This is a genomic window from Flavobacterium sharifuzzamanii (genome assembly GCF_003254585.1).
Taxonomy (GTDB): Bacteria; Bacteroidota; Bacteroidia; order Flavobacteriales; family Flavobacteriaceae; genus Flavobacterium; species Flavobacterium sharifuzzamanii.
In genome coordinates, this window is the sequence record NZ_QJGZ01000041.1 from 17,190 (window position 1) to 40,121 (window position 22,932).

General features: G+C 32.7%; 21 protein-coding genes. 8 read left to right on the plus strand and 13 right to left on the minus strand.

All coding sequences use genetic code 11. The annotated features are described in order from the left end of the window. Window positions 1-28: 28 nt before the first annotated feature. Window positions 29-1,261 (plus strand): GTPase HflX, encoded by a 1,233-nt coding sequence (gene hflX / locus DMA14_RS17345; protein WP_111425861.1) that lies wholly within the window; start codon window positions 29-31, stop codon window positions 1,259-1,261. A gap of 142 nt (window positions 1,262-1,403) precedes the next feature. Here hflX and DMA14_RS17350 read toward each other — a convergent pair whose 3' ends face one another. The 6 genes from DMA14_RS17350 to DMA14_RS17375 form a co-directional block, all read right to left on the minus strand. Then, window positions 1,404-2,354, minus strand: a complete 951-nt coding sequence (locus tag DMA14_RS17350) for a DUF3078 domain-containing protein (RefSeq protein WP_111425862.1) — start codon at window positions 2,352-2,354, stop codon at window positions 1,404-1,406. Window positions 2,355-2,432: 78 nt separating this feature from the next. Then, window positions 2,433-2,942 carry a DUF2480 family protein gene (locus DMA14_RS17355; RefSeq protein ID WP_111368783.1) on the minus strand — a complete coding sequence of 170 codons (510 nt, stop codon included), beginning with the start codon at window positions 2,940-2,942 and terminating at the stop codon, window positions 2,433-2,435. Window positions 2,943-3,026: 84 nt separating this feature from the next. Continuing rightward, window positions 3,027-3,350, minus strand: a complete 324-nt coding sequence (locus tag DMA14_RS17360; RefSeq protein WP_008466058.1) for an SUF system Fe-S cluster assembly protein — start codon at window positions 3,348-3,350, stop codon at window positions 3,027-3,029. A 168-nt stretch (window positions 3,351-3,518) separates the two neighbouring features. Further along, window positions 3,519-3,944 (minus strand): SufE family protein, encoded by a 426-nt coding sequence (locus tag DMA14_RS17365; protein WP_012023259.1) that lies wholly within the window; start codon window positions 3,942-3,944, stop codon window positions 3,519-3,521. A 2-nt stretch (window positions 3,945-3,946) separates the two neighbouring features. Then, on the minus strand, window positions 3,947-4,300 hold the full coding sequence (locus tag DMA14_RS17370) for a hypothetical protein (protein WP_238990001.1): 354 nt from the start codon (window positions 4,298-4,300) through the stop codon (window positions 3,947-3,949). Between the two features lie 84 nt (window positions 4,301-4,384). Then, window positions 4,385-5,599 carry an aminotransferase class V-fold PLP-dependent enzyme gene (locus tag DMA14_RS17375; protein ID WP_111425864.1) on the minus strand — a complete coding sequence of 405 codons (1,215 nt, stop codon included), beginning with the start codon at window positions 5,597-5,599 and terminating at the stop codon, window positions 4,385-4,387. Window positions 5,600-5,819: 220 nt separating this feature from the next. Between DMA14_RS17375 and DMA14_RS17380 the strand changes: the two genes are divergently transcribed. The 4 genes from DMA14_RS17380 to DMA14_RS17395 are packed head-to-tail and all read left to right on the plus strand — an operon-like array spanning window position 5,820 to window position 9,650. After that, on the plus strand, window positions 5,820-7,169 hold the full coding sequence (locus DMA14_RS17380) for a serine hydrolase domain-containing protein (RefSeq protein ID WP_111425865.1): 1,350 nt from the start codon (window positions 5,820-5,822) through the stop codon (window positions 7,167-7,169). A gap of 47 nt (window positions 7,170-7,216) precedes the next feature. Then, the gene (locus tag DMA14_RS17385; RefSeq protein WP_111425866.1) at window positions 7,217-7,738 is read left to right on the plus strand and encodes an ATP-binding protein; all 522 of its coding nucleotides are present in this window, start codon (window positions 7,217-7,219) and stop codon (window positions 7,736-7,738) included. Next, entirely contained in the window at window positions 7,738-9,270 is a 1,533-nt protein-coding gene (locus DMA14_RS17390; RefSeq protein ID WP_111425867.1) for a PIN domain-containing protein, read from the plus strand. Before DMA14_RS17385 ends, DMA14_RS17390 begins: the two co-directional genes overlap by 1 nt. Continuing rightward, on the plus strand, window positions 9,267-9,650 hold the full coding sequence (locus DMA14_RS17395; RefSeq protein ID WP_073483828.1) for an ASCH domain-containing protein: 384 nt from the start codon (window positions 9,267-9,269) through the stop codon (window positions 9,648-9,650). The genes DMA14_RS17390 and DMA14_RS17395 overlap by 4 nt, the downstream gene beginning before the upstream one ends. 62 nt (window positions 9,651-9,712) lie before the next feature. Here DMA14_RS17395 and sufD read toward each other — a convergent pair whose 3' ends face one another. The 5 genes from sufD to DMA14_RS17420 all read right to left on the minus strand — a co-directional run bounded on the left by sufD (window position 9,713) and on the right by DMA14_RS17420 (window position 14,281). Then, complete coding sequence (sufD, locus tag DMA14_RS17400) at window positions 9,713-11,029, minus strand: Fe-S cluster assembly protein SufD (RefSeq protein WP_095929604.1); 1,317 nt, start codon at window positions 11,027-11,029, stop codon at window positions 9,713-9,715. Between the two features lie 47 nt (window positions 11,030-11,076). After that, window positions 11,077-11,466: a four helix bundle protein gene (locus DMA14_RS17405; protein ID WP_111425868.1), complete on the minus strand. Its 390-nt coding sequence runs from the start codon at window positions 11,464-11,466 to the stop codon at window positions 11,077-11,079. 83 nt (window positions 11,467-11,549) lie between these two features. Then, on the minus strand, window positions 11,550-12,296 hold the full coding sequence (gene sufC, locus DMA14_RS17410) for a Fe-S cluster assembly ATPase SufC (protein WP_008466070.1): 747 nt from the start codon (window positions 12,294-12,296) through the stop codon (window positions 11,550-11,552). Between the two features lie 121 nt (window positions 12,297-12,417). Then, the gene (gene sufB, locus DMA14_RS17415; RefSeq protein ID WP_111425869.1) at window positions 12,418-13,866 is read right to left on the minus strand and encodes a Fe-S cluster assembly protein SufB; all 1,449 of its coding nucleotides are present in this window, start codon (window positions 13,864-13,866) and stop codon (window positions 12,418-12,420) included. 85 nt (window positions 13,867-13,951) lie between these two features. Continuing rightward, window positions 13,952-14,281 (minus strand): HesB/IscA family protein, encoded by a 330-nt coding sequence (locus DMA14_RS17420; protein WP_111286450.1) that lies wholly within the window; start codon window positions 14,279-14,281, stop codon window positions 13,952-13,954. Between the two features lie 331 nt (window positions 14,282-14,612). Between DMA14_RS17420 and DMA14_RS17430 the strand changes: the two genes are divergently transcribed. Together DMA14_RS17430 and DMA14_RS17435 are read left to right on the plus strand one after the other, a co-directional pair. Next, complete coding sequence (locus tag DMA14_RS17430; protein WP_111425870.1) at window positions 14,613-15,533, plus strand: coiled-coil domain-containing protein; 921 nt, start codon at window positions 14,613-14,615, stop codon at window positions 15,531-15,533. Window positions 15,534-15,607: 74 nt separating this feature from the next. After that, window positions 15,608-16,465, plus strand: coding sequence for an MBL fold metallo-hydrolase (locus tag DMA14_RS17435; protein ID WP_111425871.1), 858 nt, complete (start codon window positions 15,608-15,610; stop codon window positions 16,463-16,465). Window positions 16,466-16,552: 87 nt separating this feature from the next. On the opposite strand, the gene DMA14_RS17440 is transcribed toward DMA14_RS17435, so the two are convergent. After that, complete coding sequence (locus tag DMA14_RS17440; RefSeq protein WP_111425872.1) at window positions 16,553-17,245, minus strand: glycoside hydrolase family 78 protein; 693 nt, start codon at window positions 17,243-17,245, stop codon at window positions 16,553-16,555. Window positions 17,246-17,248: 3 nt separating this feature from the next. Next, complete coding sequence (locus DMA14_RS17445; RefSeq protein WP_111425873.1) at window positions 17,249-20,938, minus strand: T9SS type A sorting domain-containing protein; 3,690 nt, start codon at window positions 20,936-20,938, stop codon at window positions 17,249-17,251. A gap of 305 nt (window positions 20,939-21,243) precedes the next feature. On the opposite strand from DMA14_RS17445, the gene DMA14_RS17450 reads away from it, so the two are divergent. Then, window positions 21,244-22,878 (plus strand): S8 family peptidase, encoded by a 1,635-nt coding sequence (locus tag DMA14_RS17450; RefSeq protein WP_111425874.1) that lies wholly within the window; start codon window positions 21,244-21,246, stop codon window positions 22,876-22,878. The last annotated feature ends 54 nt before the right edge of the window (window positions 22,879-22,932 follow it).

Consider the following 22,932-nt stretch of genomic DNA (forward strand, 5'->3'; position numbering starts at 1 on the left):
TGATTAAATTTGCACCTTATTCAAGACTATGTTAGAAAAAGAAGTTATAAATTTTGAGAGAACAGTAATTGTTGGTATTGTTACTCAGAATCAAAGTGAAGAAAAACTAAATGAATATTTAGACGAATTGGAGTTTTTGACTTTTACCGCAGGAGGTGAAGTTATTAAACGCTTTTCGCAAAAAATGGAACGTCCTAATCCTAAGACTTTTGTTGGGACGGGGAAAATTGATGATATCAATCTTTTTGTAAAAGAAAACAAAATATCGACTGTAATTTTTGATGATGAATTAACGCCTTCGCAGCAGAAAAACATTTCAAGAATTATTGACTGTAAAATTCTAGACAGAACAAACTTAATTCTGGATATTTTTGCGCAAAGAGCCGAAACTTCTTATGCAAGAACGCAGGTAGAGTTGGCACAATGCCAGTATTTATTGCCAAGACTTTCTGGTTTATGGACACACCTTGAGCGTCAAAAAGGAGGTATTGGTATGCGTGGACCTGGAGAAACAGAGATTGAAACCGATAGACGTATTGTGCGTGACAGAATCTCGTTGTTGAAAGATAAAATCAAAACGATCGACAAGCAAATGAGCATTCAGCGAAGCAATCGCGGTGCAATGGTTCGTGTGGCTTTGGTTGGATATACCAATGTAGGAAAATCAACTTTGATGAATGCAATTGGTAAAAGTGATGTTTTTGTGGAGAATAAATTATTCGCAACTTTAGATACAACAGTTAGAAAAGTGGTGATAAAAAATCTTCCTTTCTTACTTTCTGATACAGTTGGATTTATTCGAAAACTGCCAACGCAATTGGTCGATTCTTTTAAAAGTACTCTAGATGAGGTTCGTGAAGCCGATTTATTGCTTCATGTAGTAGATATTTCGCATCCTGATTTTGAAGATCATATTGAATCTGTAAATAAGACTTTACAAGAAATAAAAAGCAACGATAAACCAACTATTATGGTTTTTAATAAAATCGATGCTTACAAACATCTTACGATTGACGAAGATGATTTGATCACCGAAAGAACAAGAAAATACTGGACGCTTGACGAATGGAAGCAAACTTGGATGAGTAATGTAGGTCAGGATAAAGCGTTGTTTATTTCGGCGAGAAACAAAGAGAATTTCGAAGAATTCAGAGAGACAGTTTACGAAGCTGTTCGCCAAATTCATATAACACGTTTTCCGTATAATAATTTCTTGTATCCTGACTATAAGGATGCAGTTGAAAAAGATGAGGAAGAATAAAATGAAGAAAAGCTTTTGATAAATTCAAAAGCTTTTTTGTTTTGCCACAGATTAAAGGATTATTTAGATTAAAAAATCCTTTTAAATCTTTTAATCTGTGGCATTAATAATTTTATATGCTGGAATCTAGTACGATGGATAATTAAAACCCAAAATTAATTCCTAAACCAAATACTTCTCTTGTCTGGAAACCTTGAAAAGCATTATCGTCATAGATTGTTTGGAAAGAAAAGTTTGCTGATAGAAATTTATTCACCTTCATGATAATGTTTAAAGAATAATTAATATCGACATTTTGCGGGTCTTCTAAATAATTTGAATATAGATTTAGAGTGTTTTCGGCAGTTACATTGGTCATAATGGCCAATTTGTAATAGACAGAAGCATAGAATCCAAGTTCATAACGCATGCTTTTATTGGCGTCGACACCAAAATAATATCCATCAGGATAAGGTAAACCTGTGGCAGGATCGATGGCTGTGGTGTAAGCTTTGTCTACAAATGTGAATTTTGAGGTTAGCGGCGCAAAATTTATTTTAAGATTCTCATCTTTAGACCAATAAATACCAGGACCGGTAGTTAGATAACCTGGAGACATGAATTTGGTGTTTTCAGTTCTGATTTCTTTTCCGTTTGGATCCTGTCCGTAAATATATCCAGTTGTAAATTGTGTTCTAAAGTTTAAGAAATAAGAGTAGTACCATTCTCCGAATGCTCTTTTTCCGACGATGGAATTGAATTCAAAGCGGTCATCGGTTTTTTTCTCGAAATCGGCATTTTTAGTTTGAAGCAAACCATAGTAAGCGAGAACTTTATTATCCCAAGTTAAATCGTCTTTTTTGTAATTGAAGTCGTAATTGATTCCTAACGTTCCAGAAAAACTATCCTCACCTCCAGCAATCCAATTATTGAAACTAGATTGGTTTAATAAAAGGGATACGGTTCCTTTTGCCTTCCAACCGTCTTTTTCAATTGTATCATTGATTTTTTTGACAGCTTTTTCGGTGTTTTGTGCTAGTTCTTTTTCGGTGTTTTGGGCTTGTAAAAATGTGAAATTTACTAAAATGAAAAGTAATACGGTTATCTTTCTCATGGTTTTTAGTTTAGAGTGTATAATCAAATATACTAAAAACCAATGGAAAGTTAAGGTTTACAGCAGTGTTATTGCAGGTTATTTCTTAGATTCTTTGTATAGAGGCACTGCAGAACATGCTTCGCCGTACATAATACTGCGGGCAAATGGCTGTAAATAATTTGTGGCCAAAATATACGCACGCATTGGCACTGGTTTTCTAGAACAGCCTTTTACAATGACTGGTTTGCCTTTGTAAACAGAGTAATCTATTTTGCTTAAAAGCTCTTCATAAAGGCTTGCATCAAGGTCTTCTATAGTTCCGTTCACAACCTTTTTTGCAAAAGGCGCCAGATGAACACCAACCAAAATTAATGCCCAAGCGGGAATTATAGCATCTGTACTACAGTATACAGCTACATATTGATCTTGATATTGCGACCAATCATGATTTTTAAGATGCTCTCTAAAGTCTTTTTCTTTCAATAAAAATCCTTCCAAAAGCCATTGCGAAATGTCAATCTGCACTCGCATTCCTTTTGGATAATAATCCTCAAGATCAAAAACTTCTAAAGCACTATTGGCAACTTTATTGATGATTTCTTCCATTCTTTAAGTCTTAAAGTCGAAGGTCGAAAGTCATAAAGTCTTTTTTGCTTTGGACTTTATGACTTTCAACTTTTTGACTATTTTTTAAAGCATTCCTAATTCTAATTTAGCTTCTTCGCTCATTAAATCTTTGCTCCAAGGCGGATCGAAAGTAATTTCAACGTCAACATCTTTAATATTTTCGATTGCTTTTACTTTTTCTTCTACTTCTCTTGGTAAGCTTTCTGCAACTGGGCAGTTTGGAGAGGTAAGTGTCATAAGAATTTTTACTTCGTAATCTGTATTTACCATTACGTCGTAAATTAATCCTAATTCATAAATATCTACAGGAATCTCAGGATCGTAAATGCCTTTTAAAACTCTTACGATTGATTCACCTAATTCGTTTGTGTCTATTTCTTGTTCCATTGTTTTTTGTTTTTGAACACTAAGTGTTTTTATTTTTTACCATTAAGACATTAAGAAAATTAAGTTTTGCTTTGTGTCAAAACAGTAAACTTAATTTACTTTTGACTATTAAGGAAATTAAGCATGTCATCTTTATGGAACTTAATTTCTTAATGGTTTAATTAAAATTTAATTTTTGTTTTTAGCATCAAAAGCTAAAGCGTACATTTTGATGTTTTTTATCATCGAAACCAAACCGTTGGCACGAGTTGCAGATAAATGTTCTTTTAGACCAATTTCGTCTATAAAATCAGTATCGGCTTCTAGGATATCTTTTGCTTTTTGATTGGAGAAAGCGCGTATTAAAATAGCGATTATTCCTTTTGTTAAAATAGCATCACTGTCTGCTGTAAAAACAATTTTATCATCATTTTGTTCACCTTGCAACCAAACTTTTGATTGACAACCTTTGATTAAATTATCGTCGGTTTTGTATTCTTCTTTGATTAACGGAAGACTTTTTCCTAGTTCGATGATGTACTCATAACGCTGCATCCAGTCGTCGAACATTGAAAATTCGTCTATTATTTCGTCTTGTATTTCTTTTATTGTCATAATTATTCTTTAGAAAAATCAACTAATAAATTTACTAGTTTCTCGATTTCTTTTGGTGGGAAACCATTGTCGAAACCTGGTGTTTCGTATGTTTTTCCGTCTTTAGTTATTTTTAAATTTCCTATTGCAGCACCATCATAAGTACGTTTGTCTGTTGGAGCTTTTAAGGAAGAAAGACTTTCTAAATTTACCTTTGAATAGGCTGAAACAATCTCGTTCCATTTCGCATCATTGATCTTACTTTTAACAGCTTCGGCGTTACGTTCTTTAACCACAGAAACCGATTTATTTTGCACTACAATACTCTTGTAATAACCTCTCGACATTGCAGAATATTCAATTTGTGTAGATTTCATGTCTGCTTTTTTTTGACTGCAGCATCCCGTAGCAATAAAAAGTGTCAGGAGCAATAATGATACTATTCGCATATAATTTATTTTTTAGCTTAACATAGTTTGCGCTTTCTTAACTGCATCAACCATTTGATCGATTTCTTCTTTTGTATTATAGAAAGAAAAAGAAGCACGAATTGTTCCTGGAATACAGAAGAAGTTCATAATTGGCTGTGCACAATGATGTCCTGTTCTAACAGCAATTCCTAATTTATCTATAATAGAACCAACATCATACGGGTGAATTCCATCAATATTAAACGAAATAACAGATGCCTTATTTTTAGTGTTTCCATAAATTCGGATACCTTCAATTTCGTTAAGACGTTTTGTAGCGTGTTCTAACAATTCATTTTCATATTCATGAATTTTATCAAAACCGATCTCGTTTAAATAATCGATGGCAGTTCCTAAAACAATTCCGCCAGCGATATTTGGAGTTCCGGCTTCAAATTTATGAGGCAGATCTGCGTAAGTTGTTTTTTCGAAAGTAACTTCTTTAATCATTTCGCCACCGCCTTGATATGGAGGGAGTTTGTTTAGCCAAGCTTCCTTTCCATAAAGAATTCCAGTTCCCGTTGGACCGCACATTTTATGCCCTGAAAAAGCATAAAAATCGCAATCTAATTCCTGAACATCTGGTTTTAAATGCGGAACAGCTTGCGCGCCATCAATTAAAACTGCAGCGTCAACCGAATGCGCTTTGTCAATAATATATTTGATTGGATTGATTACACCCAATGCGTTTGAAATATGATTTACAGTAACGATTTTCGTTTTATCCGAAAGCAATTTGTCAAATTCGGCAATGATTAATTCTCCATTATCATCGATTGGAATAACTTTTAAAACAGCACCTGTTTTTTCGCATAACATCTGCCAAGGCACAATGTTACTGTGATGTTCCAAAGAAGAAACAACTACTTCGTCTCCCGGTTTTAAAATCGAAGCAAAACCGTTTGCAACTAAGTTAATTCCGTGAGTTGTTCCAGAAGTAAAAAGAACTTCGTGCGCATGTTTTGCGTTGATGTGATCTTTAACTTTTCCGCGAGAAATCTCGTAAGCGTCAGTTGCTAACTGGCTCAAAGTGTGAACGCCACGGTGAATGTTGGCATTGATTTCGTTATAATATTTTACTTCAGCATCAATAACAACTTGTGGTTTTTGCGAAGTAGCTCCGTTATCGAAATATACTAATGGCTTTCCGTTTACAGTTTGCGAAAGTATCGGGAAATCAGCTCTTATTTTTTGAATATCTAGCATGTCTTATTTAGAAAAAATCTATTTACAAAAGTACTAAAACTAAATTTGTTTATACATTAATTCTATAATTTCCTTTTATGGCGCCATTGCTACAAGGTGCAAATGCTGATTCCATAAAAAATCATTCTATTTTCTGAATTATCTGAATCAGATTTGTAATTTGACTTCTAAAATCGTGAACATAAATTATTTATATTGCATTAAAAATATCTAACACATCATGAAAAAATTTCTCAAAGTACTTTTACTTGTAGTGGTTCTTGCTTTTTTGTATTTCGGATTTACAACTTATCCGAAACTTGATTTGATTTCTGGTTTTTCGGCCAAAAGTGTCGCATCTGGACATTTTATGGATCATCGATCATTGGATTTAATTCAAAAAACCGATAATGATATTCATTTATTAGATCTTGCGACAAACACAATTAATGACGCCGGAAAATTTGCAACGTCAGCAGTTTATGGTTTGAAAGAAAGGAAAGCGATTTACAGAGACGGTTTAGGCGCTTTACTAATTAATGATGATTATGATGTTTCGAAACCATACTTGCTCCCAAAAAGAACAAAATTGGTTAACAATCTTCCTTTTCCGTACGGAAATAACGAACCAAAAGATACCGCTTTCGCGAATGTGGATTACGCAAAATTAAAAAAAGCAATCAATGATTCATTCGATAAAAATGGTGGAAAAGCAAAACGTACGCGTGCCGTTGTTGTTTTGTACAAAGACAAATTAATTGGCGAAAAATACGATACAGGCTTTAATAAAGACAGTAAAATTTTGGGTTGGTCGATGACAAAAAGTATTACAAGTTCGGCTTTTGGAGTTCTGGCAAAACAAGGAAAAATTGATATTTATAAACCAGCACCAATCAAAGAATGGCAAAATGATGAACGTAAAAATATTACCATAAACGATTTGCTTCACATGAATTCTGGTTTAGAATGGGAAGAAAATTATAGTACGATTTGCGATGCCACACAAATGCTTTTCCAATCTGAAGATATGGGAAAAGTGCAAATGGACAAACCAGCGAAATATAAACCAAATACACATTGGTATTATTCGTCAGGAACAACCAATTTATTGTCTAGAATTTTAAGAAACCAATTTAAAACACAGCAAGAATATCTTGATTTTTGGTACAGCGCGGTAATCGACAAAATTGGAATGAATTCAATGATTGTTGAACAAGATATGTCTGGAACTTTCGTAGGTTCTTCTTACGGATGGGCAACGCCACGCGATTGGTCAAAATTCGGATTATTGTACCTTCATAAAGGAAACTGGAACGGCGAACAAATTCTGGATGAAAGTTGGGTGAAATACACGGCAACACCAACAAATACTTCGGAAGGAAAATATGGAGCACAATTCTGGCTAAACGCTGGCGGGAAATTTCCAGATGTTCCGCGTGATATGTTTTATTGCAGTGGTTATCAAGGACAAATGGTAGCGATTATTCCGTCTAAAGATATGGTAATCGTAAGAATGGGAGTAAGAGAAGAAGAACCTGGATTTGATTTTAATGGGTTTTTGAGGGGGATTATTGAGAGTGTGAAGAAATAATTTGTAGTACATTTCATTCTTTTTTGTATCTTGCTAAGAAAATATTAATGGAATCGTTTGAAAACATATTTTTTATTAGTGGTATCCATGGAGTTGGAAAAGGAACTATTTGTAAAGAAATAGCATCTAAAAGTGAATTAATACATCTTACGGCAAGTGAAGTTTTAAAATGGAGTGATATTAGTTCTTCAGATAATAAATTGGTTGAAAATATTTCTTCCACGCAAGAAAAATTAATTTTTGGATTAAATAATTTAGTCAATAGGGATAAGAAGTATTTACTTGATGGGCATTTTTGTTTGCTGAATTCATTAAATATTCCTTGTAAAATTGATGAAGAAACTTTTGATATTCTTAATCCATGGGTGATTTTCATTGTTATAGATGATATAGAAAAAATAGCAAAACGACTGGAGAATCGTGATGGTAAAAAATATGATATTCAAGTTTTGAACGAATTACAAAATATGGAAATTGAATATGCAAAATATCTTTCGAGAAAGTACTCTGTTCCGTATATAGAGATTATTGATAATAATTATGAACAGTTATTAAATATGACTAGGTAATGAAAGTTTTGCTAGACACAAATATTATTATTCATAGAGAAGCAAATAAAATATACAAACCAGAAATTGGTCAACTTTTCAAGTGGATAGATAATCTCAAATATTCAAAATACATTCATCCTTTGACTGTTGAAGAATTAGAAAGATATAAGGATCCAAATGCTCTAGATACCATGAGTATCAAAATTGAGAGTTACAATTTGCTTAAACATCAAGCTCCGCTGGGTGAAGAAATTCTTAAAGTTAGTAAGAAGATTGACAATCAAGATAATGATATAAATGACACCCAAATCTTAAATGAAGTTTATGAAGGTAGAGTAAATATTCTAATTTCAGAGGATAAAAAAATACATACTAAAGCAAATTTATTAGGGATTTCAAATAAAGTTTATAAAATCCAAACTTTTTTAGAAAAAGTCATTTCAGAAAATCCGGAATTAGTTAATTATAAAGTTTTATCCGTTCAAAAGGTCGATTTTGCAAAAGTCAACATTAAGGATTCATTCTTTGATAGTTTTAGAGAGGATTATGAAGAGTTTGATAGTTGGTTTAATGACAAATCGGAAGAATCATGTTATGTCTGTTATAGTGATGGAAACTTAACAGCATTTCTTTTTGTTAAAATCGAGAGTGAAAAAGAAAATTATTCAAACATTTCACCTTTTTTTCAACCAAAAAAGAGATTGAAAATAGGCACTTTAAAAGTTACTGGAAATGGTTATAAAATAGGTGAACGTTTTCTTAAAACTATTTTTGACAATGCAATTCAGTATAATGTGGAAGAAATTTATGTTACTCTCTTTACGAAAAGACCTGAGCAAGAACAGCTGATTGAAATGCTTGAAGAATGGGGATTTTTGTACCACGGAATAAAAACAACTAAAAATGGTGAAGAGCGAGTGTATGTTCGATCATTTGGTAAAAACCTACCGAAGAACATTCAAAATCCCAAATTAACTTTTCCCTTCTTTTCTTGGGAAACGAATAAATACATTATAAAAATTGAACCGCAATATCATACAGAACTTTTCCCAGATAGTATAAATACAAGGGAAGATAAATCTAAATATATCGAAAACGAACCGCATAGAAATCGAATAAGTAAAGTCTATATATCACACTCGAAAGATCGAAATTTAAAATCTGGTGATATAGTTTTAATTTATAGAATTGGAGAAGAAGGAACTCAAAAGATTTACACAAGTACTATTACAACAATTTGTATCGTTGAGAACATTAAAAATGAATTTGAAAATTTTGAAGAGTTTTTTGAAACTTGTAATAGGAAAACAATGATTTCAAAAGAAGACTTAAGAAATAAATGGTGGGATAAATTCCCTAAATATCGACCTTTTGTAATCAATTTTCTATTTGCATATTCTTTACCAACACCAAAGCCAACAATAAAAGATTTAATTGACTTAAAGATTTTTGAAGATAGCAAAAGTATACCTTTAGGCATTATAAAATTAACTGATGAACAGTTCAAAGATTTAATTAATTTTGCATATAAAATAAAAAAAATATTATGAAAGTAGTACTGTCAATTAAACCCCAGTTTGCAAACAAGATATTTGATGGGACAAAAAAGTTTGAATTCAGAAAAGCTATTTTCAAAAACCAAAATGTAACTTCAGTTTTGGTTTATGCTTCTTCACCTGTTCAAAAAGTAATTGGAGAATTCGAAATAGAGAAAATATTTAATCTTGACCTTAAAGAACTTTGGGACAAAACCAAAGAATATTCAGGTATAACCGAAGATTATTTTTATGAATATTTCGAAAATAGGCAACAAGGTTTTGCTATTCAGATAAAAAATAAAAATAAATTTGAAGAGCCTAAATGTTTAAAGGCTGATTATAATTTAACACCACCTCAGTCATTTGCATATTGGTCAAATGAAAAGAGATAAAAACAAAAAAAACCGATAAGCTTTAAAAGTTTATCGGTTTTCATTTTTATAAATAGAATTTATTACAAATCAAATCCTAAATTCACGCCCAATTTCATGGCAATGATTTTAGTAATTCTTTGTTTTAATTCTGGTATTTTAATGCTTTCGATTACGGCGTTTGAGAATGCGTACATCAATAAAGCTTTAGCTTCTTTTTTCGGAATTCCGCGTGACTGCATGTAAAACATTGCTGTTTCATCAAGCTGTCCAACTGTACATCCGTGAGAACATTTTACGTCGTCAGCGAAAATCTCTAATTGAGGTTTTGCGTTGATAGTTGCTTTGTCGCTCAATAAAATGTTGTTGCTTTTTTGGAAAGCATTTGTTTTTTGAGCTTCTTTTTCTACCAAAACTTTTCCGTTGAAAACTCCTGTCGAACGATCAGAGAAGATTCCTTTGTAATCTTGGAAACTTTCGCAGTTTGGCTGTGCGTGGTTTACCAAAGTATAATGGTCAACGTGTTGTTTGTCATTTAAGATTGAAATTCCGTTTAACGTACTTGTTAATCTTTCACCAAAGTGATAAAAGTTTAAGTTGTTACGAGTTAAATTTCCACCAAAAGAGAAAGTATGCACATAAGCGTGGCTTTCTTGTTGTTGGGAAACGTAAGTGTTGTCAATTAAATTGGCTTCACTATTATCGTTTTGAATTTTGTAATAATCAACAATCGCGCGTTTTTGAGCAAAAATCTCTGTAACAGAGTTTGTTAAAACTGGATTTTCATTCAAACTTTGGTGACGCTCAATAATTTGAACATGTGAATTTTCGCCCACAATAACCAAATTTCTTGGCTGAACCATTAAAGCCGCTTCATTTCCTGTTGAGAAATACATAATCTCAATTGGTTTATCAGCTACTTTTTTCTTCGGAATATTGATAAAAGCACCCTCAATTGCAAAAGCGGTATTCAATGAAGTCAAGCTGTCATCTTTGCTTGCAATTTGATTAAAGTACGTATCAATAACCATTTTATATTTTGGTTTGGTCAATGCCGATGACATCAAGCAAACATCGATTCCGTCATGTGTTGTAGAAGACAAATGCGAACTGAAAACGCCATCGATAAATACTAATTTGTAAGTATCAATTTCGTGTAAAAAGTATTTTTTTACTTGATTGAATTCGATTGCATTTTCCTGCTTTGGAAAAACCGTAAAGTCATTTTTTAAGATGGCATTTAGCGATGTATATTTCCAAGCTTCTTCTTTTTTGGTTGGGAAACCTTTATTTTCGAAGTTTTTTAAAGCATTTGTGCGTATGTCATGTAAATCTGAATGTACATCAACACGCTCTTCAAAAGCCATAAAAGACGATACTAATTTTTCTTTTAAATCCATTGTTCTTTTGTTTCCTTCGGTGTTTCAGGTTTCAAGTTTCATGTTGCCTATTGAAACTTATTCCCCTTGAAATCTTTTTTATTTAGGTAAGTGATAAAGTTTTTTATTTTACCGCTTAAATTTTCATAATCTTTTTTTAAAGCTTCGAATTTTTCTTCTGAAATATATTCAAAATCAAAAATCCGATATAACTGAGACCTTGTTTCTCCGGCTGAACCTTTTGCGATAGATAAAAATTGTCGAAATTCTAAATTTCCATCCCTTTCAAAACCTTCAACAATGTTATCCATCACCGAACCCGAAGAACTTTTTATTTGATTTTTAAATCTGAGGTCAGATCTTAACTCTGTTTCAACTGAAATAAAATGTATTTCTTTTGCTAATCGTCTCGCCTCTTTCCAGATTTCTAAATCTTCAAACCTCGTAATTGTTGCCATTTCTATTTTAATAAATTTAAGTTTAAACTTACAAAATGTAATTCAACTTGAAACTAAAAAAATATGAAACTTGAAACAAAAATTTAGTTTTCTGCTTTGATCCAGTCGTATCCTTTTTCTTCTAATTCGTATGCTAATTCTTTTCCGCCAGATTTTACAATTCTTCCGTTGTAAAGAACGTGAACGAAATCAGGAACGATATAATCTAACAAACGTTGGTAGTGCGTGATAACAATAATAGCGTTTTTGTCGCTTTTTAATTTGTTTACGCCATTTGCCACGATTCTTAAAGCATCGATATCAAGACCAGAATCGGTTTCGTCAAGGATAGCTAATTTTGGCTCTAACATTGCCATTTGGAAGATCTCGTTTCTTTTTTTCTCTCCTCCAGAAAATCCTTCGTTTAACGAACGAGAAAGAAATTTACGGTCGATTTCCAACAATTCAGATTTCTCACGAATTACTTTCAACATTTCGTTAGCTGGCATTTCTTCTTGTCCGTTTGCTTTACGAGTTTCGTTGATAGCAGTTTTCATGAAGTTAGTAACGCTAACTCCAGGAATTTCTACAGGATATTGAAAAGAAAGGAAAACACCTTTATGTGCTCTCTCTTCAGGAGCTAAATCGGCAAGATCTTCTCCGTCAAGAATTACTTCTCCATCTGTAACTTCGTAGTTTTCGTTTCCTGCGATAACAGCAGAAAGTGTACTTTTTCCAGAACCGTTTGGTCCCATGATAGCGTGAACTTCTCCAGCTTTAACTTCTATATTAATTCCTTTAAGGATTTCTTTATCACCAATTGCGGCGTGAAGGTTTTTTATTGATAACATCTTTTTTTTGTTTAAAGTTTCAAGTTTCAAGTTCTCAGTTGTACTGAAAAGCGAAACTTTGAAAAATCTTTTATTTTAATAATGATATAAAATTCTTTTTTAATGGTTAAAAACTCGATTTTTAACCTACAGATCCTTCTAAAGAAATCTCTAATAATTTTTGAGCTTCAACGGCAAATTCCATCGGAAGTTTGTTCAAAACATCTTTACTGAAACCGTTTACAATTAAGGCAATCGCTTTTTCAGTCGGAATACCTCTTTGGTTACAATAGAAAACTTGATCTTCTCCAATTTTACTTGTAGTTGCTTCGTGCTCGATTTTTGCAGATGGATTTTTACTTTCGATGTAAGGGAAAGTATGCGCACCACAATTGTTACCCATTAATAATGAATCACATTGTGAAAAGTTTCTTGCATTCTCTGCTCTTGGAGAGATTTGCACTAAACCACGGTAGCTATTTTGTGATTTTCCAGCCGAAATACCTTTAGAAATAATAGTCGATTTAGTGTTTTTTCCTAAATGGATCATTTTTGTTCCAGTATCAGCTTGTTGGAAGTTATTGGTAACAGCAATAGAATAAAATTCTCCTACTGAATTATCTCCTTTAAGTACGCAAGAAGGATATTTCCAAGTTACAGCAGAACCAGTTTCAACCTGTGTCCAAGAAATTTTAGCGTTTGTTTCGCATAAACCTCTTTTAGTTACGAAGTTGTAAACTCCACCTTTTCCTTCTTTATTTCCAGGGAACCAGTTTTGAACTGTAGAATATTTAATTTCAGCATCATCCAAAGCGATTAATTCAACCACAGCAGCGTGTAATTGGTTTTCGTCACGACTTGGAGCAGTACATCCTTCAAGGTAAGAAACGTAACTTCCTTCATCGGCAATAACTAAAGTTCTTTCGAATTGTCCAGTTCCTGCTTGATTGATTCTGAAATACGTTGAAAGTTCCATTGGGCATTTTACGCCTTTTGGAATATAACAGAAACTTCCGTCAGAGAAAACTGCTGAGTTTAATGCTGCGTAGAAGTTGTCTTTTTGAGGTACAACAGTTCCTAAATATTTTTTTACTAATTCTGGATGCTCTTTAATAGCTTCTGAAATTGGACAGAAAATAATACCTTTTTCCGCCAAAGTTTTCTTGAAAGTTGTTGCAACAGAAACAGAATCGACAACAATATCCATCGCGATATTGTTCATCTTTTTTTGTTCGTCAATAGAAATTCCAAGTTTCTTGTACATCTCTAATAATTCTGGATCAACATCGTCTAGAGTTTTATTAGGATCTACTTGTTTTGGAGCTGAATAATATGAAATTGCCTGAAAATCTGGTTTTTCATAACGTACGTTTGCCCACTCTGGCTCAATCATTTCTTTCCAAGCACGGAAAGCTTCGATTCGCCATTCGGTCATCCATTCAGGTTCTTCTTTTTTAAGAGAAATAGCTCTTACAATTTCTTCGTTTAAGCCAATAGGGAAAGTCTCAGATTCTATATTGGTATAAAATCCGTACTCATATTCTTTAGTTTCCAGTTCGATCTTTAAATCGTCTTCGGTGTATTTGCTCATTATTTTTGTTATTGTCTAAAGTTTTGGAGTCTAAAGTTCGAAAGTCAATTGAAGTCTTTATGACTTTACAACTTTCAGCTTTTGACTAAAGAGAGAATGATTCTCCGCAACCGCAAGTTCTGCTTGCATTCGGATTATTGAAAACGAAACCTTTTCCGTTTAATCCGCCAGAAAATTCTAAAATTGTTCCAGCTAAGTAAAGGAATGATTTTTTTTCAACAGCAATTTGTATGTCGTTGTCAACGAATATTTTGTCGTCTTCTCCTTTGGTTTTATCAAATTTTAAATCGTAAGACAAACCAGAGCATCCACCACTCTTTACACCTACTCTTACGTAGTCGTGTGCGGCGTCAAAACCATCATCAGTCATCAAATCGATGATTTTCTTTTTGGCAGTATCAGAAACTTTTATCATTGTTCTTAGATGTTTGTTTTTAATGAACATTTTTGATCTGTAATGAATTTAGTACAGATTTAAAACGCTAATTTTCAATGTTAAATAGAAATTATCGGCAAAGATACGACTTAAAAACCTTTTTCCATAGCGGTTCACATTATTATAACAAATGTGAAAATAGATAATACTTATTTTGATAAAATCGACTTTGAAATAGTTCTAAAATTTCAAAAGGAACTCCTTTTTAGAATTAAGCTGCAAATATCGCTCCTAAATGTTAAAAAACAAGTATTTCTACTGATTATAACCATTTTTTATTCAATAATTTTGCAGAAAATTAGGAGTAATTATGAAAAAACAAAATGAAATAAAGTGGTTTAAACCCTTGTTTGCTATAATTTTTGTTTTAGGAGTAGGTGCTGTAGTCTTGGTTTTTAGCAGTGAACCTGATAAGAATAATAGTGAAGCTAAAGAGGAAAGTATTGCCAATATAATCTCATTTGAAAGTAAAGAAACAAGTGAGCAAAAGAATATTTTGGATTCTTTAAATGCATTAAAAAAAGCATATGATCAGGCTATTTTAGAAAAAACAGCTTTGTCTAAAGAATTAGAATTAGAGCGTAAAAATGTTGAAAATTTAGTAGCTATTATTAAAGCTTCTAATAATCCATCGGCGGAGCAGATTAGAGTTTATCGAAATCAGCTTTCAGATTTGAATACGTCATTAGAAAACAGAGTTCAGGAAATTAAAAAACTGAAATCTCAGAATAAAAATTTATTGACAGAAATAGAAAGCCAGAATGTTGTCATGTACAATCAAAAAGTAGAAAATGACACTTTGGTATCTAAACAAAAAAAGTTAGAATCGACTTTAAAAGATGCTTCAAAATTGTATTTAAGCAACTTTAAAGCTATTGCACTTCGTGAAAAAAATTCTGGAGCTGAATTGGAAACGACAAAGGCAAAGAATACAAAAAAACTTAAAATTAGTTTTACGGTTAACGGAAATGCTGTTGCAAAGACAGGAAGAAGAGTTTTTTATGTTCAGGTTTTAGATCAGAAAAACACTGTTCTAGGAGATAATAAACTGATTGAATTTGGCAATGATAAAGCGCTTGTTTACAGTTTTATAGTAAGCACAGATTTTCAAGGTAAATCGGTAAATGCCTACGGGGTTTTGAATGCTGACCAGTTTAAGAAAGGAACGTATTTTGTGAATTATTTTGACAAGCAGGAAATAATGGGAAGCACTTCGGTAACATTAGAATAAAAGTTTTTTTGACTTTAAAATTTAGCAAAAGGAGTTTGAATTTTCTAGCTTTGTTCTTTTAGAAAATCACTCTCATGAAACTTTACCCTATAGAATCTGGAAATTTTAAGTTAGATGGAGGCGCTATGTTTGGCGTTGTCCCTAAAACCATTTGGAATAAAACCAATCCTGCCGATGCCAATAATCTTATCGATATTGCTGCACGCTGTTTATTGATCGAAGACGGTAATCGTCTTATTTTGATTGATACTGGAATGGGTGACAAACAATCAGAAAAGTTCTTCGGATATTATTCGCTTTGGGGTTCGTATTCTTTAGACAAATCTTTAGCAAAATATGGTTTTAATCGAGATGATATTACAGATGTTTTTATGACACATCTTCATTTTGATCATTGCGGAGGAAGTGTGCAATGGAATGCCGATAAAACAGGGTACGAACCTGCTTTTAAAAATGCCAAATTTTGGACAAATGAAAATCATTGGGAATGGGCAACCAGACCTAATGCACGCGAAAAAGCTTCTTTTTTGTCTGAAAATATTCTGCCAATGCAAGAAAGCGGTCAGTTAAATTTTATTGAAAGACCTGAATCTGATTTTGGTTTTTCGAAAGAATTGGGTTTTGAAATTTACTACGTTGACGGCCACACCGAAAAACAAATGATTCCTTATATCAAATATCAAGATAAAACGATTGTTTTTTGTGCCGATTTATTAGCGACAGCGGGACATATTCCGCTTCCGTATGTGATGGGATACGATACACGACCATTATTAACAATGCCAGAGAAATCTAAATTCTTGAATTTGGCAGCAGATAATAATCATTATTTGTTTTTGGAACACGATGCACACAATCAGATAATAACCGTAGAACATACCGAAAAAGGTGTTCGACTAAAAGATGTTTTTACTTGCGAGGAGATTCTTTAAACAGAATAGATTAGAGATAAAAAAAATCCCACTTTCAACTGAATGAAAGCGGGATTTTTTAATTTAACTAATTGTAATTTTCTAAGCTTAGTTTGTCTTAAATTTCCAAACCTGGCCTACGGTTTCACCACCTTTATTGTCTTTAACAACAATTCTCCAGTAATACTGTGTTGTTGGCTGAAGTGTAACCTCAAATGATTTTGAACCTGTATTTTCGCTTACTTTCGCTGTTGGCGGATTTGCCGTTCCAAAATAAACATCATAAGAAAGAACATCGGTAGTATCAACATCAGATGCTTCCCATTTCAGGCTTGCCGTTGTTGTGCTCAAAGCAGCATTGGTTGTAGGAGAAATCAATTCTGGTGAAAAAGGCAAATGATTTACAACAGCTTCACCTGAAGTATGAAATTTAAATGTTGAAGAATAAGCACTAGATAGACCTTTGCTGTCAGTAGCTTTTACTCTCCAGTAATATGCTGTGTTTTTATCCAATTGCAAAGCACTTGTAGAAAGTGATGAGTTGTCTAAAGTATTTACAATTTGGCCAAATGCATTATCTTTTGCAATTTGAATCTGATACACAATAACATCTTTTTCTGCATCTGTAGAGGCCTGCCATTGGAAAGATACATTATTGTCTAGGCATAATTTATTGTCAGCAGGAACTGAAAGAGCAGGAGCGGTTGGCGCTGTGTTTTCTGCAGGTTTTGGGTCATCACCGCCTCCGCTGCAAGCTGCAAACGCTAAGCTGATAATTGACAGATATATAGAATTTTTCATTTTTTAGTTTTTTATGATTTTAACGTATTCTGGAGTTTCTAGATTGATTTTAGCAGCATAAATTCCTGCAGGAAATTTTTCAAGATTTAAAAGAACTCTTCCGCTTTCAGCATTGTAGTTTCCTTTAGAAACTAATTGACCGCCAAAGTTGAATAATTCAATTGAAACTTCAGTTTTAGCATTCGGAATTTCGATTTCAATACTGCCAGAAGTAGGGTTTGGATAAGCTGAAAGTATTGTGCCTAATTCATAAGAAGTAACTTTTTTAGCAAAAACACCTTCGCAAGTTTTTGCGGTTGCGACTTCAACTAATCCAGCTTTATCTAGAGAAACTGTAAAATTGTTATCTGTTGTTTGAAATTGTTCTGCACCATCAACAAATATGGTAAAAGGAGCAGTTCCTTGAGTAATTTCAACTTCTACGTTCTTAGCTGTTACATTAGATTTTCCTGTCGTAGCTGCTGCTTTTGGAATAGTTACATTAAAGTTTTGTTCAAAAATCTCGTTCGGAATAGTAATTGAAATAGTATAGTTTCCAGGTGCTAAATTCGCATAGTTTAAAGCGTTGTTTGTAAATGACACTACTTTATCATTGATTTTTGCTTGATAAGCAAAGGTCTCTTTTGCAGTGATGTTTATCGCTCCATTATTTTCACCTGGACATAATTCTCCTTTTGCTTCAACAGTAAAATTATTAGGAAGAAGGGTAAGAGGTCCAGCGCAATCTTCAGAGAATCTAACATTAGCATCTGCATAATAAGACCAATTTATTTTGGCATATTTTGCATCAGTAACTTGAATACATTTTAAATCAGGATTGTTTTTATAATTTGGAACCTCAAGATTGATATAAAGATCTTTTATGCCATTTTGTAAATTCAAATTTGTAAGCTTATTACTGTTGCAATTTACATACTGCACTTTTTTATTTTTTGAGATATCAAAAGTCGTTAATTGATTATTATAAAAGTCAACATAGTATAATTCTGCATTATTTACGATGTTTAAAACTTTAAGCTTGTTATTCGGAATCAATAAATATGCTAATAAAAGATTATTCGTTACGTCTATTTCAGTAATTTGATTTTCAGCCAAATAAACATCAGTTAGTTTTAGGTTTTTAGATAAATTAATAGATGTCAAATTGTTTTTACTAGCAATCAATTTTTTTAATTCAGGCAAGAATGTAACATCTAACTCTTTTAATTGAAGTGAAGTACAATCTAATTCTTTAAGTTTTAGATTTTTTGAAATATCAAAGCCTGCGATAGTATTAGTGCCACACCAAAGAGTAGTTAAATTGACATTTTTAGTAACATTTAAACTAGTAAACTTGTTGTTAGAACATTTAAAATCTGATAAGTATACTGATGAAGTTACATCAATACTAGTTAGCAAATTATTGCTGCAATTAAAGTAAACTAAACTTGGCTTATTGGTTGTGTCTAATGACGATAGCTTGTTATTTTGAACATATAGCTGTACTAAATCAGTTTGGTTAGAAAGATCCAAACTGCTTAATTCATTGTCACTGCAAGATAATAAAGCTAATTTGCTGTTGGTTACATCTAGATTTTTTATTTTATTACTTACGCAGCTAACCTGATATAGTTTTTTATTATTAGAAATATTAAACTCTGTCAAGAAATTGCGAGATACATCAATACCTGAAAGTTCTGGATTGTTTGAAACGTCTATCGATGTTAATTTGTTAGAAGAACAATACAGACCTATAAGGTTTGTGTTTTTGCTAACATCTAAACTAGTTAGTTGATTGCCATCGCAATACAATTGTTTCAATGCAGTGTTTTTAGAAACATCAAGTTTAGTGATTTTTCCGCAGCCGCCACCAGTAGTAACAATACAGCCATTTCTGCAGTCTAATATTTCTAATGCGGTAAAATCTTCAAGACCAGTTAAATCTGCAACTAGAGTAGGATCAACTTTTAATGATTTTACAGCAGCGATTCTTGCAGTTAACACTTTTCCATCAGATGTGCCAGAATCAATACCTAATTCAATCAGTTTTTTTTCAAACTCTTTATCAGGAATAGATGTATATGCAGGAGCAGAACAAGCGGCGCTAGTATAGTTTATATACGCGTCTTTTTGTTTCCAGTTTTGAGTAGAATAATTTACATCATCAACTTGTAGACAATATAAATTTGGACAGGCAGTTAAATTAAAACTTTGACTGTTAATCTTGGTATTATTGCCGTTTTTTAGGTTTACTTCGCTTAAAGCAGAACTTTCGTGACAATAAAATTTAGATAAATTAGTGTTTTTAGAAAGATCTAGAGTTTTTAATTTACTGGCTCTTCCACTAAAACTTTCCAATTTTAAATTACTAGAAACATCAATTGCAGTTAGTTGAGTTGATTCAATGCTAAGTGATTTTAAATCAAGGTTCTTAGAAAGATCTAAAGTTGTTATTGCGGTACTTGAACAGTCTAGAGTTTGCAATAAAACGTTATTTGATAAATCTAAAGCCGTTATCGGGTTACTAGCACAACTAAGAGTAATTAAATTATAGTTTTTTGAGACGTTAATGGATGTAAATGAATTCACATCGCAATATAAGGTGTATAGGTATGAATTGTTTGAGATATCTAAAGATGGCAGTTTATTTCCGTTTACGTTTAAAAGACGTAATCCAGGATTTTTACTAGGATCAAAAGAAGTTATTTTTGTATACGCACAAGAGAATGAAGTTAAAGACTGGTTTTTAGAAATATCAATTGTACTGATTAAGTTATTGTCTATAGCAGCTATTGCTAAATTAGGGTTGTTCGCTAGGTTGATTGAAGCTATTTTATTTCCACTACAATTTAGATAGTTTAATTTTGTATTAGTAGAAATATCTAAACTAGTCAATTTATTTATAGAACAATTTAGAGATGTTAAATTAATATTTTTAGAAACATTTAATGTTTTCAATAAGCCATCAGATTCTGCAGTAGGGTAATGATAAATGGCGCCTTGTGCAGATAATGTTTCTAAAGCGGTAAAATCTTCAATTCCAGTTAAGTCAGAAATTACCCTTGTGTCAACACTCAATGATTTAACAGTTTGTATGTTAGAAGTCAATACTTTTCCGTCTGGAGTACCGCTATCAAGTCCTAATGCGATTAATTTTTTTTCGAATTCAACATCAGGAATCTTTGTGTACTGTAGAGGGATATCTTTTACATCAACCATAGAAACATTATCAACCAAAATTTCAGAGTTGAGACTTCCATAAGTCCAAATATCAACTTCGACATTTTCAGAAACAGTTGGAGTATATTCAAATTCTATTTTTCTCCACTCTGTAGAAGAAAAAGTCACATCCGATTTTTTAATTATTTCTTCCTTAAAAGCACCTGGTTTATGATATAAACTGAAATCAATAGAAGAAAAAGTTCCTTTAGCCAATTTGTGGTATAAAGTTACTCGGTAAGTTTTGCCTGCTACAACTGGAAAATATTCACTATTAATGTAATTGAATGTTCCGCTGGCAACCATCATATTGGTACTCGAAGTGCCATTTTGTACAATTGAACTTTGAGAAACAAATCCGCTAAAATAACGGTACCAATTATCTGGCTGTGATGATGAAGTCCAAGTTTCAAAGTTTCCATTTGGAACTAAATTGGTTTGCGCATTAATAGAAAAACTTGCCAATAACAGCAAAACGAGTAGTTTTGTCTTCATAGAATAAATTTAGGATTAGGTCGAGCAAGTATAGAAGATTTAAACGGACAAACCTTACGTGAAGCCGTAAAGACTGTATTATTTGTTTATTTTTTTACAATTAGAAAGCAAATAATTGCTAGTGGATATATTTTTAGTTTGGTAGAATTATCGTGTAATTATTTGGTAGATAAAGGTTTGTGAATGCTGTGGTTTTCAGTATCTTTCGTCAAAATTTCATAACACATTGTTAACAGTTAGTTTTTTGTAACAAAAAAGCATAATTTAGACCCATCTTTTAACTTTACTTAAATATTTATAGATACATGAGTCATATAAAACCTCTTAAATTATCTGCTTTTGCATTGCTTGTTTTAGCAGGTTGTAGCGCTACAGTTCAAGCGCAGGTTTCAACTTCAAAAGCATTTATTACAGCTCCAGCTGCAGTTGTAAAAAAAGCACCTGTTAGCGAAAATGAATTAAAAAGATGGAGCCATCTTGATTTGATAAAAGACTCAATTCCAGGAATGAGCGTTGACAGAGCTTATGCTGAATTACTGCAAGGTAAAAAAGGGCAGAAAGTAATTGTAGGAATTGTAGATTCTGGTGTCGATATCGAGCACGAAGATCTACAAGGAATGATCTGGACAAATCCTAAAGAAATTCCAGGAAATGGAATCGACGATGATAAAAACGGATTTATAGATGACGTTCATGGATGGAATTTCCTTGGAGATGCTGTTCACGAAAATCTGGAAATGACACGTATCGTGAAAAAAGGTGACGACGGTTCTGCAGAATATAAAGCAGCTTTAGCACAATATACAGAGAAGTATCAAGAAGCTCTTCAAAATAAAGGGCAAGCAGATCGTTTAATGGCTTTTCACAATACGATTAAAAAAGAGCTTAATAAAACGGATTATAAATTAGAAGATTTAAGTACAATTACTTCTGCAGATCCAAATGTTTTGGAAAGTAAAAGGGCTATGACTATGATTTTTACAAATGCAGGACCAACTTTTGATCCAGAGGCTCAATTTACAGAGTATAGCGATTATGTAGAAGAACAGTTAAAATATAATCTTAACAAAGAATACGACGGAAGAAAAATCGTCGGAGATAATCCAGAAGATATTAAAGACGCTCATTATGGTAATAATGTAGTTTTTGGTCCAGATAAAGAAAAAGCACTTCACGGAACTCACGTTGCTGGAATTATTGCTCAAGTACGCGGAAATAATTTAGGCGGAGATGGAGTAGCAGCAAATGTTGAAATTTTGACAGTTAGAGCTGTTCCAGATGGAGATGAGTATGATAAAGATATTGCTTTGGCTATTCGTTATGCAGTAGACAATGGAGCAAAAGTAATCAACGGAAGTTTCGGAAAAAGCTTTTCTCCACACAAACAATGGGTTTACGATGCACTTGCTTATGCTGCAAAAAAGGATGTTTTAATTGTTCATGCAGCTGGTAATGATGGTTACAATATTGATGAAACAAAAAATATCAACTATCCGAACGATTCTAAAGACAACGTAAAAGAGTTTACAGATAACGTAATCACAATTGGAGCAATTAACAAATCTTATGGAGAAACGGTTATTGCACCATTTTCAAACTTTGGAAAAATAAACGTAGATGTTTTTGCTCCAGGTGAAGAAATCTATGCAACAGTGCCAAACAACAAATACAAATATTTGCAAGGAACATCAATGGCATCTCCAAATGCAGCAGGTGTTGCAGCATTGATTCGTTCTTACTATCCAAAATTAAAAGCGGCTCAGGTTAAAAAGATTTTAATGGACTCTGGAGTAGCACTTCCTTCAATGGTTGTTTTGGGTGAAAGCGAAAATCCAGATGAAAAACCAAAAGCAGTTTCTTCTGCAGAATCATCAAAAACAGCTAAGATGGTAAATGCTTACAACGCTTTATTAATGGCAGAAAAAATGTCTAAAAAATAAACTAAAGTACACTATTAATCCAATGGAAGGGTGAGAGCCCTTCCATTTTCTATT

Bases quoted from the DNA above. Each gene is read 5' to 3' on its own strand.
- hflX (WP_111425861.1), top strand. From the start codon at position 29: ATGTTAGAAAAAGAAGTTATAAATTTTGAGAGAACAGTAATTGTTGGT.
- DMA14_RS17350 (WP_111425862.1), bottom strand. From the start codon at position 2,354: ATGAGAAAGATAACCGTATTACTTTTCATTTTAGTAAATTTCACATTT.
- DMA14_RS17355 (WP_111368783.1), bottom strand. From the start codon at position 2,942: ATGGAAGAAATCATCAATAAAGTTGCCAATAGTGCTTTAGAAGTTTTT.
- DMA14_RS17360 (WP_008466058.1), bottom strand. From the start codon at position 3,350: ATGGAACAAGAAATAGACACAAACGAATTAGGTGAATCAATCGTAAGA.
- DMA14_RS17365 (WP_012023259.1), bottom strand. From the start codon at position 3,944: ATGACAATAAAAGAAATACAAGACGAAATAATAGACGAATTTTCAATG.
- DMA14_RS17370 (WP_238990001.1), bottom strand. From the start codon at position 4,300: ATGAAATCTACACAAATTGAATATTCTGCAATGTCGAGAGGTTATTAC.
- DMA14_RS17375 (WP_111425864.1), bottom strand. From the start codon at position 5,599: ATGCTAGATATTCAAAAAATAAGAGCTGATTTCCCGATACTTTCGCAA.
- DMA14_RS17380 (WP_111425865.1), top strand. From the start codon at position 5,820: ATGAAAAAATTTCTCAAAGTACTTTTACTTGTAGTGGTTCTTGCTTTT.
- DMA14_RS17385 (WP_111425866.1), top strand. From the start codon at position 7,217: ATGGAATCGTTTGAAAACATATTTTTTATTAGTGGTATCCATGGAGTT.
- DMA14_RS17390 (WP_111425867.1), top strand. From the start codon at position 7,738: ATGAAAGTTTTGCTAGACACAAATATTATTATTCATAGAGAAGCAAAT.
- DMA14_RS17395 (WP_073483828.1), top strand. From the start codon at position 9,267: ATGAAAGTAGTACTGTCAATTAAACCCCAGTTTGCAAACAAGATATTT.
- sufD (WP_095929604.1), bottom strand. From the start codon at position 11,029: ATGGATTTAAAAGAAAAATTAGTATCGTCTTTTATGGCTTTTGAAGAG.
- DMA14_RS17405 (WP_111425868.1), bottom strand. From the start codon at position 11,466: ATGGCAACAATTACGAGGTTTGAAGATTTAGAAATCTGGAAAGAGGCG.
- sufC (WP_008466070.1), bottom strand. From the start codon at position 12,296: ATGTTATCAATAAAAAACCTTCACGCCGCAATTGGTGATAAAGAAATC.
- sufB (WP_111425869.1), bottom strand. From the start codon at position 13,866: ATGAGCAAATACACCGAAGACGATTTAAAGATCGAACTGGAAACTAAA.
- DMA14_RS17420 (WP_111286450.1), bottom strand. From the start codon at position 14,281: ATGATAAAAGTTTCTGATACTGCCAAAAAGAAAATCATCGATTTGATG.
- DMA14_RS17430 (WP_111425870.1), top strand. From the start codon at position 14,613: ATGAAAAAACAAAATGAAATAAAGTGGTTTAAACCCTTGTTTGCTATA.
- DMA14_RS17435 (WP_111425871.1), top strand. From the start codon at position 15,608: ATGAAACTTTACCCTATAGAATCTGGAAATTTTAAGTTAGATGGAGGC.
- DMA14_RS17440 (WP_111425872.1), bottom strand. From the start codon at position 17,245: ATGAAAAATTCTATATATCTGTCAATTATCAGCTTAGCGTTTGCAGCT.
- DMA14_RS17445 (WP_111425873.1), bottom strand. From the start codon at position 20,938: ATGAAGACAAAACTACTCGTTTTGCTGTTATTGGCAAGTTTTTCTATT.
- DMA14_RS17450 (WP_111425874.1), top strand. From the start codon at position 21,244: ATGAGTCATATAAAACCTCTTAAATTATCTGCTTTTGCATTGCTTGTT.